Source organism: Treponema bryantii, assembly GCF_900113965.1.
GTDB classification, from domain to species: domain Bacteria; phylum Spirochaetota; class Spirochaetia; order Treponematales; family Treponemataceae; genus Treponema_D; species Treponema_D bryantii_A.
The window spans coordinates 1-14383 of the sequence record NZ_FORI01000014.1; the positions used below are offsets into that span (position 1 = coordinate 1).

Sequence of the window (14383 nt, forward strand, 5' to 3'; positions counted from 1 at the left end):
CTGAACTAAGGCCAGATATTTTTTTAGGTATTCATTCTCCATTCGAAGATATGCCAGTTCTTCGTCTTTTGTCCATTCTTCTCTAGGTTTGTTTGGTATTAAACTTTTCTTTGGCATTTTTGAACGCCTGCCTTGTTTCTGAAACAGAGCTTTTGTACCACCGGTAATATATTTCTTTCTCCATGCACAGATTGTCCCCTTACTTGTAATACCGAAAAGCAATGCAACCTGTGAATTTGAAAGATTATGCTCTTGTTGATAGTTTAGCACTTTTAGCTTAAATTCTCCGCTAAAATGTCGGGTTGGTTCTGTAAATTTTCCATTTAATTCGTATTGGGATATCCACTGATCTATAATGCTATGATGAATACCATACTTTCTTTCCAGAATCCAAGATCCGTAACGCTTTATTTTGTGCTCAAGTATTATTTGCATTTTTAACTCATAAGAATACTTGGACATAAAAAATGCACCTCCAAAATTGAACTTTATTTGTCCAACTTTAGGGGTGCACTTCAAAACCACCGTATTTTTGCTTTGTATTGCCTTTCTCTTACTTGGTTGGGAATCTTTATTCAACCTTCAAAACCTTCAGCCCCTTTACCCACGGCGAATCCGAAGAAATCAGAATTCCCGAAACTGTGACAAAGTCGTTGTTTTTATCTATAAGTTTTTCTTCTATGGAATCTTCCTCAAAAGTCAGAAAGAAGGTTACTCTATTTTTTGAGTTTTGATTTTCTATAATTCTAAAGCTGTCATTATCTTGAACAAGTTTTCCCTTTATTGTGAATTTTTTACCAATGTCCTTTTCATTAAGAAAAGAATGACTTATAGAAGTTGTTGATTGAATTTTCACCTCATTTTCAGCGTCCTGATTTTTAGATGCACAAGATGCAAAAATGAGGCCAAGTGAAATTATTATTAAATAAGATATTTTTTTCATATTATTCTTCAAACCAGTAGTCAAGCAAATCACCCCATCTTGAATCTTTACCAAAAGCGAGATCTGTTTTATAGAAGTCTGGGGCGCTTCCATTAATAGCTTTATCTCCATCGCTAGCTAGGTTTGCACCGCAGATAGTGAGACCGTAATGGTGATTATATCTATACTCCCCGTCTATACTATAATAAAAATCATAATTATAAAGACTCGGATTAAGACCGCTGTCTCTCCAGCTGTATTTTATAGCCTGACCAAGCTTCTCACTTAAGGCGTTAGCTGCGGTGTTCAATTCTGACCATGCGTTTACATTAGCGGAACCTGAAAGGCTTGCTGCAGAACATCCTCTGATACTATCGGCGATATATCCAATATCATACAGCCAGGTAAAGGAACCAGGATAGTAAATTGAATCATTAATGTAATAACCTTTTTTACCATTAAGTACATTTACAACATTTACAAAATGGTCTCCAAGATATTTAACATAATTCTTTTTGTTTTCTGTAATAACTTGAGAGAATACACCTTCCGAATCTACATAAATTTCTTTGTCTTTTCCTTCTTCTGAAAGAAGAATATCGCAAAGATTATTGATTGCAGATTTAACATCATCAATTTTAGAAAGGTCTGTAATAGTAAATGTTGTCTGGCCTAATTCTCCTGCCCATTCAAGAACTTCCTTCTGGCTATCTGTTAATAGAGCATAAGATTTTCCAAAAGCGCTTTGTGCATAATTGTTCCAGAGATTTATATTGAAACTATGATACTGTGATTGGTAATCTTCCAGAATAGTTTTTGTAATTGTCTCAAGGTCATCAGCTGTTTTAAAAGATTTCATTAACTTTATATAATCCAATCCAGTTCCAGGTATTGTATTAGGTGAAGCTGCAAGGTATTTTGCATAGTCTTTGAACTGATAAGCTTCTTCAAGAGATGAGCCAAGACATACATCCATTAAAATTATGCTGAGCTGATTATCTCTTCCAAAACGCGCTGCCTTTAATGCTTCAGAAACATCTTTTGTTTTAAGGAAGTTTGAAGAAGATGATTCATCCCAGCAAAGAGCACGGCGTCCACTTGTGTCACCAAGTTTAATAGATGTACCGTTTGCGGTGTTAATATATCTTACACTTCTTGGTCCACCACCATGATCGCTAAACTGAAGAATTATACCTTTTCGGGCTGTATAATGTGCATTAACCCAGTTTAAGAAATTAATGAGAGTTTCTTTGTCTCCCATGTTAACTTCACCACAGGAAGTTGGTGTGCTGTAAGTAATAGTAGAATCTTCGCCAACAATCCAAGGGGCTGTGTATGAAAGATTTTTTGTATTGGATGAAAGTTTATTTCCACCAGAAGTATTATTTGCAGTTGCTGTTGATGTATCAGTTCCTAGTTCAAAAAGACAGCTTCCAGTTGTACCATATTTAGGTTTTACTATTGTATCTTTACCGTCTCCATCAACGCCGTCCCAGCTAACTGCACCATCCCAAAGAGCAACTGCAGTAACTTCGTCATAAATTGTTTTTGGTGTGCCGTCTGAGTTACGAATTGAGTAGAGACCATATTCAACTTCGTTCAAATCAAGCCAGATAGGTTCATGAAGGTTATTGTCTCCATCCATATACATAGCAACAAGCCAGTCTGTCTCTTTTTTAGTGATGGCTGGACTTACAGTGTATTCTGCATATTTGTCAGTTTCATCTGTAAGTACTTTGACAGTATATTCTGTTCCGTTTTTAAGTCCATAGATTTCAAGAGTTACAGTATCTGGGTTGCTTCCGGTACGGACCGGTCTAGAAGTAATTTCTGAACTGCCATCATAAACCTTTACAGTGTAAGAAGTCCAGTTTTCTGCTGTTGTAAATGAAATTGTTGCCTGGCAATCTTCAGGCATTGCAGAAAGGTTTGTAACAGGAGCAGGAGCTGCAATAATCAGGTCTTTTGTTATTGTAATGTCACGATCATTGCTTACTCTGAAATGATGAGTACCTATACCTAAAGTTTCATTAAAATAATATTTCAGATATCTATAGGAACCCCTGTCTTCGTAGCTTGGAGGATTCAATCTTAATTCATCATAGTAACCATTATCTAAAGCATATGTAATTATAATTCCAGCGTACGAACCGTCATCAAGTGGGAAAACATTAGTGTCGTATAGTTGTATTTCTATATAGTCTTTTGTTATGGCACTAATAGAACAGATTCTTGGAGCATAAATGGCATACAAAGTTGTATTTTTTGTGATAGGACTATTAAAATCAAAAGCAGTAGCCAGTTGTTTAGATATTTTGTATGCAGACCAATGTAAGAAATCGTTCCAGCTCTTATATGAGGTCTGAGGTATTTTAGAAGGAGGAATATTTTCTCCAACCTTTAGTTCTATCTTTTTCAAGATTGTTCCATTATCATCAAAAGTTACAGTTCTAAGATTTTCTGGACGAACATAATCAATGCTTTTTGTATGACTTTGATAACCATTTGATACCTTGAAGTAATTGTTTCCTTCTGGTAAGTCAAAGTTTAAATAGAATTTAAGATATCTATAACCATTTTTATCTTCAGTTTCATATGGTGCCTTTAAGTCGATATCTGTGTAGTTTGTATCATCTGTTGAATGCTGAAATTTAAGTCCGACATACGTGCCATCTTCAAGAGGGTAAACGTAAGTTGAATATAGTTTAATTTCAATATCTATAGATGATATGTTTTGAATTGATTCATATTCTAATTTTGGAGTAAAAATTGCATATAGAGTTTTGTCTTCTGTAATTTTACTCGTTAAATCAAATTCTTTTACCTTTTCTAAAGATTCTTTTGATTCTGACCAATACATCAAATAATTATAGAGAGGAAAATCTCTGTCGGTAGGAATCTTTGATGCAGGAATGTTGCTTCCAGCCTTTAATGTAACAGTTTTTTTCTCGTTATTAGTAATAAAAAATGTTACAGTTACCTCTTTTTCAGTTTCTGTTGGAGTTTCAGGTAGTGAAGGGGCTTGAGGACTTACAGAAGCTGTACAGCTAATAAAAAATAATGCAGATAAAAGAAAACCTGCAATCCAAAGGCTTTTGAAATTTTTCATAGATGATTACCTCATTTTTAAATTTCTTTTTTAAGTAAAGTCTTTAAAAGATTATCTACTGCACTATAAAAAGTTGTCAAGGTAAGGATTTTCGGTTTAGTTAGAAAATTTCGTAATATTTGTTTAGAATATAAAAAAAGACCTCGGAATTTTCCGAGGTCTCGTTTTTTACGTCATTCTGAACTTGTTTCAGGACAGGGATGACAGTATATGGCTTAGCCTAATGTAATTTCTACATTAACTTCTTTCTTTCCTTCAACATAAGGAACTACGCAGCCTTCAACTGCAGCCCCGTCTACAACCATGCTCTTTACGCCCTTGCAAACGTGGCTTGGGTTTTTGATTGTGATGTTGTATTTTGCACCGCGGAAGAGACGAGTTGCTGTAAAGCCGTCCCAGTTAGCAGGGATAGAAGGATCAACTTTGAGTCCGTCGAAGTCTGGCTGAATACCGAGAATGTACTGGCTGATAGCAACCATGTTCCATGCTGCAGTACCTGTAAGCCAAGAGTTCTTTCCCTGACCAAAGTTCTTTCCTGTCTGGCCGATATCAGAACCTGCATCCTTACCACCAATCATCTGACCGTATACATAAGGCTCTGTCTTGTGAAGATCAGAAGTTTCTTCTGTATAAGCAGGAGCGATTTCTGAGTAGTACTTGAATGCCTGATCACCTTCACCAGCATAAGCAGCGGCACAGATAATCCATGCATTGTTATGAGTGAAGATACCTGCGTTCTCTTTGTATCCGCCCGGATATGTAGAGATTTCACCGTACTGTACGTAGTATTTAGAGAAAGCAGGATTGTTCAAAACAAGACCGTGCTTTGTGTTCAAGCGCTCGTCAATTGCTGCAAGAGTCTTCTTTGTTGCATCCTTATCGATGTCAGACATGATTGCAAAGCCCTGTGGTTCAATGAAGATCTGTCCTTCTTCGCATTCCTTAGAACCCATCTTCTGGCCATTAGCGTCATAAGCACGCATAAACCAGTTTCCGTCCCAAGCTGAATCCATCATAACTTTCTTCATCTTGTCGATTTCTGCCTGAGCCTTTTTAGCTTCATCAGCCTTGCCCAAGTGATTCAAGATTCCTACGAAGTTTGGTCCAACATAAGTGAAGAGTGCTGCAACGAATACAGATTCTGCAACCTTTGAATAACCGCCTTCGTTCTTGAACTTAGGGTTTGTATATGTCTGGAAGCTTTCCCCTGGTGTGTCAGAGAAACAAGAAAGGTTGATACAGTCGTTCCAGTCTGCGCGCATTGCAAGTGGAAGTCCGTGTGGACCGAGGTTGTTCACAATGTGGTAGAAGCTTACTGTAAGGTGATCGAGCATTGATTTTGCTTTTGACTCATCGTTATCGTAAGGAACCTTTGCATCGAGGATTGACCAGTCGCCTGTTTCCTTGATGTAAGCTGATACAGAAAGAATCATCCAGAGTGGATCATCAGAGAAGTCTCCACCGATGTCCGCGTTACCCTTCTTTGTAAGTGGCTGATACTGATGATAGCATCCACCGTCTTCAAGCTGAGTAGAAGCAATGTCGATAAGACGTTCGCGGGCGCGGTCTGGAATCTGATGTACGAAACCAAGGATATCCTGGTTTGAATCGCGGAATCCCATACCACGGCCAATTCCTGATTCGAAGTAAGAAGCAGAACGTGAAAGGTTGAAAGTAACCATACACTGATACTGGTTCCAGATGTTTACCATGCGGTTTACTTTGTCTTCCGGTGTGTTTACATTGAGGATGCCAAGGAGCTTATCCCAGTAAGCACGAAGCTCTTTCATACCGGCGGCAAACTTTTCTGGAGTGTTGTATTTTTCAATCATAGCAAGAGCTTTTTCTTTGTTGATTGTCTTGCCATCTGCTTCGAATTTCTTTTCAACAGGCATTTCTACATATCCGAGTACGAATACGAGAGTTTTTGATTCGCCTGCTTTAAGTGTGATTTCTTTGTAATGTGATGCAATTGGAGACCATCCGTCAGCAAGTGAGTTTCCGCACTTTCCGTCGAGAACCTGCTGTGGATTATGGAATCCGTTGTAAAGACCAATAAAAGTATCGCGGTCTGTATCGTAACCATCAATCTTGTCGTTTACTGAGTAGAACGCAAAGTGATTGCGGCGGTCGCGGTATTCTGTTTTATGGTAGATTGTTGAATCTTTGATTTCAACACGGCCTGTAGAGAAGTTTCTCTGGAAGTTTGTGCAGTCGTCCTGAGCATCCCAGAGACACCATTCTGCAAATGACCAGAATTTAAAAGTCTTGTCTGAACTGCCTTCGTTTGTAAGAACAACCTGCTGAACTTCGCCGTCATAGTCCTGAGGAACAAAGAAAGTTACCTCTGCTTTCAGATTATTCTTTTTACCGGTAATAATTGTGTAGCCCATACCATGGCGACATTCGTAAAAATCAAGTTCTGTCTTTACTGGAGACCAGCCAGGATTCCAGATTGTACCGTTGTCGTTAACGTAAAAATAACGGCCGCCCATATCGATAGGTACATTGTTGTAGCGGTATCGTGTAATACGGCGGAGACGTGCATCTTTATAGAAACTGTATCCTCCGGCTGTGTTGGAAATTAACGAGAAAAATCCCTGTGTTCCAAGGTAGTTAATCCATGGGTACGGTGTGCGCGGTGTTTCAATAACATACTCGCGGTTGACATCGTCAAAATGTCCGAACTTCATAAAGGTTCTCCTGTATAGATTGATTTAACCCTTCCGCCAACTCCTCCTGTATTATAAGTTAGCGAAAACGTTGTAGTTTACAAGTATAGTGTATGAATTGAATTTATGCAAATGAATTTATTCTATAATCAATACGATGATTGAGCCTGTCGAAATTGCCGCAGTTCCCGGCAATTAAAGCTTAACCACCGTTCCCCCGTGAATAATACGTCCTGTTACCACTTCTTTTTTAGGTGCGTAATTGTCGGGGTCTTCGATTCTTGAGAGAAGGGCTTCTGCCATTGTGCGGCCAATTGTTTCGCCGTCCTGTTCGTAAGTTGTGAGCGGAGGAATCATCATAGAAGTGAGCTTAATTCCATCATAACCTACAATGCTTATATCTTTTCCAGGTGTATAGCCATGGCTTGCCAGCTCGCGGATTCCACCAAGAGCAGCATAATCATCAGGATAAAAAATACAGGTAGGAGGTTCATCAAGAGAAATAAATACTTCTGTTGCGGCAGAGCTAGTTACAGGATCATGATAAAGACCTTCTGCAAAATAATCAGAAGGGCTTTCAATTCCATGCTTTTTACAAACTGCTTTAAAGGCCTGAACTCGCTGTTCTGATACCCAGGTTTTTTCACCGTGAATCATGGCAATCTTTTTATGACCGCAGGAAATAACATATTCCAGAAGTTCTTCAATACCGGCACTATGATCACTCATTACAGCGCTGTGTTCCATATCATAAAAATAATCGAGGGTTACTGTTGGTATTTCGCTTTGAACAAGCTGTTTTATTCCAGAAGAATTATAATCACACGAAAGAATAGCAACGCCATCATAATTGCGGGCAAGGGCATGTGCATAATAATCATAATTTTTGGTAGAATCCCCGCTTACAAAGGTCATCTCATAGCCTTTGCTAAAGGCAACCTTTTGAATACCACTGATGATTGTTGCAAAGTACTGATGCTGAAAACCGGCGCCGGTCTTATCTTCAAAAATTACACCAATATCATAGGTGCGGTTTGTGCGTAAACTTCTTGCGGCAATGTTAGGATGATAGCCCATTTCACGAGCTTTTTTCTGAATAAACTCAGTTGTTTCATAACTGATTTCAGGGCTGCCCTTTAAAGCCTTACTAACGGTTGAGAAAGATACCTGACATTCCCTTGCAATGTCTTTTAGAGTTACCAAAACTCTGCCTCCGCTATAACGTTGTAGTTAACATAATACCATAATACACCTATTTACTTTAATAACGCAAACGTTTTCGACTATTTTGTAACTTTCATTAAATGAAAAAATCTCTAAATTGGTTGTATAAATATATTTTTCTTTAAAAAACCTATTATGCAAAAAAAAGTATTTAGATATAATGCACATACGTCTTAATAATACATTGTGTGCAATCTAATTGCACGGCCAAAAAGATCCAAAAAAGTCCCTGAGAGAGAGTAGAAGAACATTTGTATTATTTCCCGGAGGAAGTAAATGAAAAGAACTGGATCTGTTTCTGTTCGTGTTATCGGTGTTATTGTTGTGGGAATGGCAGCATTCTCAATAGCTCTGTTTGCTATTGTAAACAGACAGCTTATTTTTGGATTTGAAAATTATATTACTAAATCCCTTGCATATGAAAGCACTGGGGTTCAAAAATATATTGATGATAATATTGAAGATCTTAAGCATTCAACTTTAAGCCTCAAAGACTCTTTTTATGATGGCTATGCACAGTACGGTTTTAACACACGCTTTGTAAGTGATATCTGTCACAACGTAATTAAATATTTTGATGCAGATGGTGCCATTATTGTTGATGCCAATGGTAACAAAGAATCTACTACAAGCCTTGGTTCTGTTGATTTTTCTAAATACATTAAGCGCGCACTTTCTGGCGAAGAAGTTGAATCTACTTTTATGGATGGAAGACATCTTTATGCCGTTGTTGCTTCTCCTCTTAAAGTAGACGGCAAAACTGTTGGTGCAGTAGTAACTAAGAAGCGCATTACAAATGATAATTTCGTAACTACAATTGCATCTCTTTATGATGTAGAGGCTGAATACTATTCTGGTTATAAAAGAATCTATTCAACTTTCACTCTTATGACAGGAAGCGAAATTGAAAACAAAGAAGTAGTTGATCGTGTTCTTAAAGGTGAATCTGTACAGGGCATCTTAAATGTTAGAGGCGATAAATATATTTCTTATTTCTTCCCTATTAAAGATGCAGAAGGCAATGTTCTTACAACCTTCTATATTGGTAAGCCAATTTCAGATGTTTATGAAATGGCTACACAGATTATTGTTCCACTTCTTTTTATTACAGGTGGAATTACAGCCATCCTTATTCTAGTTATGATTTTGATGTTGTATAAGACAGTTCTGAATAAGGTTAAATATGTAGGAAAATCTATTAAGACTCTTTCTTCTGGAAATGCAGACCTTACAGTTCGTGTACCGGTTAAAGGTAATGATGAATTCAGTGAACTTGGTTCAGATGTAAACCAGTTTATTAATCTTTTGCAGAGTCTTGTTCAGAAGCTTAACGGCGCTCAGGTTGCGCTTGAACAGATTGGAAATGAACTTGGTGTAAACTCTCAGGAAACTGCAAGTGCCACAAATGAAATTATGGCAAATATCAACAGTGTAAGAATGCAGGCAGAAACTCAGTCGGCAGCTGTAAGCGAAACTTCAAATGTTCTTGAAAATTCAAGAGAGCATGTTGGCGAGCTTGTTGACCTTGTAAATAATCAGGTTGCAGGAATTACTCAGGCTTCTGCTGCAATTGAAGAGATGATCAGTAATATTTCAGCTGTTTCTAATTCTGTAAAGATGATGTCTGAAAGCTTTAAGATTCTTGGTTCAAACGTTGGTGATGGAAACCAGAAGCTTGAGAATGTAGGTGCCCGTGTAAATCAGATGGCAGCTCAGTCTAAGATGCTTATTCAGGCAAACAATATGATTGCACAGGTTGCTTCTCAGACAAACCTTCTTGCTATGAATGCTGCAATTGAAGCGGCTCATGCCGGTGAAGCTGGCCGTGGTTTTAGTGTTGTAGCAGATGAAATTCGTAAGCTTGCAGAAACCAGTGCAGCTCAGTCAAAGAATATTTATTCTGAGCTTAAAGAGATTTCAGGTTCTATTGATGATGTCGTTGGACTTTCACAGGAAGCACAGAATTCATTTGATGCAATCGTAAATCAGCTTAATGTTACAGACTCAATTATGAGTCAGATTGATAATGCAATGACAGAGCAGAGTGCTGCTTCTACACAGATTCTTGATGCACTTTCAGATATGAAAGGACAGTCGGCTTCTGTAAATGAAAAATCTGTAAATCTTCGTAAAGGTATTGAAGATGTTCAGAATAATATGACTGTTGTTTCTCAGGTTTCAGATTTGATTCTTGGAAGTATGGATGAAATGGCAGCCGGCTCACAGCAGATCAGCAGCTCATCTCAAAGTGTCTCTGAACTGGCCAAGAACACCAGGGATAATATCCAGATGATGGATTCTCTCCTTCGCCAGTTTACAGCATAGATAGTACAAAAAGTCCTCCTTTTTAACAAGAAAGGCACCGAAGTTTTCGGTGCCTTTTTCCATTTTGTCATGCTGAACTTGTTTCAGCATCTCCTTACAACAATGGCTTCATAGCTGTCATATAAGCACGGAGCTTGCGGCCAACAACCTCAATTGGGTGCTCGCGAATCTCTGCATTTACAGCAACGAGTTCTGCATTGTTTACAGCGTTGTCTTTTGCATCAAGTCCCTTACCAATAACATCTGTGTGAAGTTTTGGCATAAGGTCTTTTGCCATCATTGGAGCTGCAACGCGGCTGAAGAGGTAACATCCGTACTCAGCAGTATCAGAAATTACGCGGTTCATTTCGTAAAGGCGCTTGCGGTCAATGAGGTTTGCAATAAGAGGAACTTCATGAAGTGATTCATAGTAAGCAGACTCTGGTTTAATACCTGCATCAACCATTGTTTCGAATGCGAGTTCACAGCCAGCCTTAACCATAGCAACCATCAAAATGCCCTTGTCAAAGTATTCCTGCTCTGTGATTTCGTCTGCAGCTTCTGCATTTTTTTCGAATGGGAGCTTACCAGTATCTTCACGCCATGCAAGAAGGTCTTTATCTCCTGCCTTCCAGTCTTCCATCATTGTGCTTGAGAACTTACCAGAGATGATGTCATCCATGTGCTTCTGATAGAGTGGAGCGAGAAGTTTCTTAATATCTTTTGAAAGCTGATTAGCCTTAATCTTTGCAGGGTTAGAAAGGCGGTCCATCATATTTGTGATTCCACCCCATTTGAGAGCTTCACAAATTACGTTCCAGCCATGCATAAGGAATTTAGTTGCATATTCAGGTGAAATACCTTCTTCAATCATCTTGTCGTAACAAACGATTGTACCAGCCTGGAGCATACCGCAGAGAATTGTCTGCTCGCCCATAAGGTCAGATTTTACTTCTGCAACAAATGATGATTCAAGAACACCGGCCTTAGAACCACCCATACCAACAGCGAGAGCCTTAGCATAAGCCCAGCCCTTTCCTTCAGGGTCGTTTACAGGGTGAACAGCGATAAGATCTGGTACACCAAATCCTCTCTGGAACTCGTGCCAAACTTCTGTACCTGGTCCCTTAGGTGCACACATTACAACAGTGATATCAGGGCGAATCTGCATTCCCTCTTCAATCATATTGAATCCGTGGCTGTACCAGAGAGCAGAACCCTTCTTCATTTTTGACATAACTTCTGTGATTACAGGAGTATGCTGTTTATCTGGAGTGAGGTTTCCAACAAGGTCTGCTGTTGGAATCATCTCATCATATGTTCCTACTTTGAATCCGTTTTCAGTAGCGTTTTTCCAAGACTGACGTTTTTCTGTAATTGCGCTTTCACGAAGTGCATAGCTGACGTCGAGACCAGAATCGCGCAGACACATACCCTGGTTCAAGCCCTGGGCACCACAGCCGACGATTACAATTTTCTTTCCTTTAAGTGCGTTTACTCCGTCAGCAAATTCTTCTTTAGCCATAGAGCGGCAGTGACCGAGCTGAAGACGTGCCTCTCTCCATGGAATTGAGTTAAAATAGTTGTTTCCCATAAACTATGCCTCTTTTATATAAATTAATTTCTTTAGTATAATTAAAATAGCAGATTGCGTAAAGGGCAAAACCCGGCCTGCGCAGAGGATAAAAAAAAGGTGACCGCGTTTGACGGTCACCTTTTGCTGTTTTATACAGATAGGTTAGAAATTAGTTCTTAGCGAGGTAGATCTTTGTAGTATATGTTTTGCCGTTATGTGTTTCTGAATCTGTAAAATAATATTTTGATTTTTCAGCATTTGTTTTTGTTCCAGGCTCAACATCAGCTCCTGGAAGCCCCATTAACAAAGATGTTGTTTGTACATATGCAGCTGCTTCAGGATCTGGCACGAAGTCAGAAGAATGACTTGAAGATGAAATATATTCAACATAAGCTAAAACTTTTGATCTGAATTCTGCATCAGAGTTTACTTTATTCGCAAGAGCTAAAATATCAAATTCCTTATAATAAGTAGCTTTATTACCGTTGATTTCCATTCCCATAGCAATAACTTCTTGCTTCTCTTCTTCAGTTGCATCTTCTGGAATTGTCATTTCAGCACTTGAAATGTATGTTGTTGCTGCTTCTGCATTCCAAGAACCGTTTGATATTGAAAAATCAACCTGTTCTGCCATTGTGTCTTCACCACTTTCATATACGTATCTGTAAGACCATGATCCGTCAGAGAGCACATATTTAGTTGCAGTTACTGTTAAGTCAGATGGATCGAACAATTCTCCCTGAATGTCCTTTTTACCAGGCTCTTCAACATTCTGTTTACAACCTACGAACAAAGCTGCTGCTACTGCGAGCAGTCCCAATACTTTTAATGTTTTTTTCATAACAAATCTCCTTTTGCCATTCCTCATGGCGTGTTATTTATAATAACATTAGTCTACCCCCCCCCGTACATATGTCAAGTAGTTTTGCCAATAAAAAAAGGATGATCAAAAAAAAACATTCTGCTGCAAGTTTCTCTATCATGCTGAACTTGTTTCAGCATCTATACCACAGCAAATATGGAAATCTTTTTGATCATCCTTTTGAATGAAAATTATTCTTTTATAATCTTACTGCTTTTTATATGTTGCTTCTGTTTCTGACTCCATGGTGAAGTCTTTAAGCTGTTCTGGTACTTCTATGCCCGTGCCTGCGAACATATCTGCGTAATTAACCTGGAATTTCATGGTTAAACGATATTCGGTGCCTGCTTCGTTTTTGTAAATGTGAATCTCTGGTTCAATGGCTATGTTGTTCATAAGGCCGTATGGATCTTCTGTATCGATGTTTTCTTCAGATTCCAGGAATTCCTGTTTATTCTGTACTGCAGCCTGCATCTCACTTGTTATATCATGTTCTGTGCCATTAACAGTTTCTGTTGCTTTAGTGATGGTAACATTATCGCCTTCAACTTCCATTTCAATATGTCCAGTAGATTTTACTTCCTGGTTCTGACCCATTCCAGAAATCTTTGAAGTTGAAGATTCATCTACAAACCAGGTACCATCTGTGAGCCAGTTTCCTGACTGAAAATCTTCAGTAGAAACTTCGATGTCAACAGGAGCTGGTTCTTCTGTCTGATTTTTACAGCCGGCAAAGAAGAGTGCGGCAGCCAATAAGAAAAGGGTGGATTTTACGAATTTTTTCATTTTTTACTCCTCGGGTTGTCTTCGCAACCAGTTATTTTATTCTATGAAAAGTATATTAAAAAAGAAGTAGGGCAACAATTTCCCAGCTTGAATATAACAGAAAATTACAAGGACATAAAAAAAGCCACACGGTGGCAGATTGGCCGGCCCGTGTGGCTACAAGTGCAAAGAATTAATTACTTAGTTCTTTGCGAAGTACATTGTCATAGTTGCTGCATTTTTAGTTTGTTCTGCAAAGAATTTTGTTTTGTTAGAATTTGTTTTAATAGGAACAGAACTGTTGGCTGACATACTTGGGTTCGTTACGATCATCAACATCATTTCTGCGCAGTCAGTAATATCATCATCGGGATTCTCACTCATATATTCTGTAAGAGATTTAGCGTCAAATTCTTTATAAAATGAATATTTGTCGCCATCAACTGTGTAACCATCAGCCTTTTTTTCTTCTATCTCTGCTTCAGTTGTGCCTGCTGGAATTGTACCTTTTTGGCTGAACTTAAATGTAAAATCTTTTGTTGCATCTAAGCTGCCATTTGCTGCTGCAAATGATAATTCGCCAGCTCCTGTTTCATTATCATCTTTTACAACGAGTCTGAATGTCCAGTTACCATCTGATAATTCAACAGCACTTGCTGTAACTGTTGTGTCCTCTTTTGAGAAGAGTTCGCCATCAATGCTTGGTGCTGGGGCTGGTTCTTCTACATTCTGTTTACAACCCATAAACAATGCTGCTGCTACAAAGAGCAGACTTAAAACTTTTACAGTTTTTTTCATAAAAATCTCCTTTTTGGGGCAATGTGCCCTATTTTTAATTTAGATACACTATACAAAAAAAAAAGCCCCCGCGCAAGTTTTTTTCAAAAAATGTCGAAAAGACTTCCGTTTTTGTCATATCAAAACATATTTATATATGTAAGAAAAATTA

Annotated in this window: 10 protein-coding genes; 1 reads left to right on the forward strand and 9 read right to left on the reverse strand. The window is 38.4% G+C overall.

Going from position 1 to position 14383, the window contains the following annotated elements; genetic code table 11:
• From BM161_RS13645 to BM161_RS13665, 5 genes are all read right to left on the reverse strand, one after another.
• Nucleotides 1–462 (reverse strand): helix-turn-helix domain-containing protein (locus tag BM161_RS13645; RefSeq protein WP_143090583.1); only part of this gene is annotated, 462 nt, incomplete at its 3' end.
• Between the two features lie 109 nt (nt 463–571).
• The gene (locus tag BM161_RS13650; RefSeq protein WP_074933696.1) at nt 572–943 is read right to left on the reverse strand and encodes a hypothetical protein; all 372 of its coding nucleotides are present in this window, start codon (nt 941–943) and stop codon (nt 572–574) included.
• Nucleotide 944: 1 nt separating this feature from the next.
• Nucleotides 945–4031, reverse strand: a complete 3087-nt coding sequence (locus tag BM161_RS13655) for a clostripain-related cysteine peptidase (protein WP_074933699.1) — start codon at nt 4029–4031, stop codon at nt 945–947.
• A gap of 215 nt (nt 4032–4246) precedes the next feature.
• Nucleotides 4247–6724: a glycoside hydrolase family 94 protein gene (locus BM161_RS13660; protein ID WP_074933703.1), complete on the reverse strand. Its 2478-nt coding sequence runs from the start codon at nt 6722–6724 to the stop codon at nt 4247–4249.
• A 174-nt stretch (nt 6725–6898) separates the two neighbouring features.
• On the reverse strand, nt 6899–7906 hold the full coding sequence (locus tag BM161_RS13665; protein WP_074933706.1) for a LacI family DNA-binding transcriptional regulator: 1008 nt from the start codon (nt 7904–7906) through the stop codon (nt 6899–6901).
• A gap of 297 nt (nt 7907–8203) precedes the next feature.
• On the opposite strand from BM161_RS13665, the gene BM161_RS13670 reads away from it, so the two are divergent.
• Nucleotides 8204–10252: a methyl-accepting chemotaxis protein gene (locus BM161_RS13670; protein ID WP_074933708.1), complete on the forward strand. Its 2049-nt coding sequence runs from the start codon at nt 8204–8206 to the stop codon at nt 10250–10252.
• 94 nt (nt 10253–10346) lie between these two features.
• Here the strand turns inward: BM161_RS13670 and ilvC are convergent, their stop codons facing one another.
• The 4 genes from ilvC to BM161_RS13690 form a co-directional block, all read right to left on the reverse strand.
• Nucleotides 10347–11825 (reverse strand): ketol-acid reductoisomerase, encoded by a 1479-nt coding sequence (gene ilvC, locus BM161_RS13675; protein WP_074933711.1) that lies wholly within the window; start codon nt 11823–11825, stop codon nt 10347–10349.
• 151 nt (nt 11826–11976) lie between these two features.
• Entirely contained in the window at nt 11977–12648 is a 672-nt protein-coding gene (locus BM161_RS13680) for a hypothetical protein (RefSeq protein WP_074933714.1), read from the reverse strand.
• Nucleotides 12649–12876: 228 nt separating this feature from the next.
• The gene (locus BM161_RS13685; RefSeq protein WP_074933717.1) at nt 12877–13455 is read right to left on the reverse strand and encodes a hypothetical protein; all 579 of its coding nucleotides are present in this window, start codon (nt 13453–13455) and stop codon (nt 12877–12879) included.
• A gap of 180 nt (nt 13456–13635) precedes the next feature.
• On the reverse strand, nt 13636–14232 hold the full coding sequence (locus BM161_RS13690; protein WP_074933720.1) for a hypothetical protein: 597 nt from the start codon (nt 14230–14232) through the stop codon (nt 13636–13638).
• Nucleotides 14233–14383 lie beyond the last annotated feature (151 nt).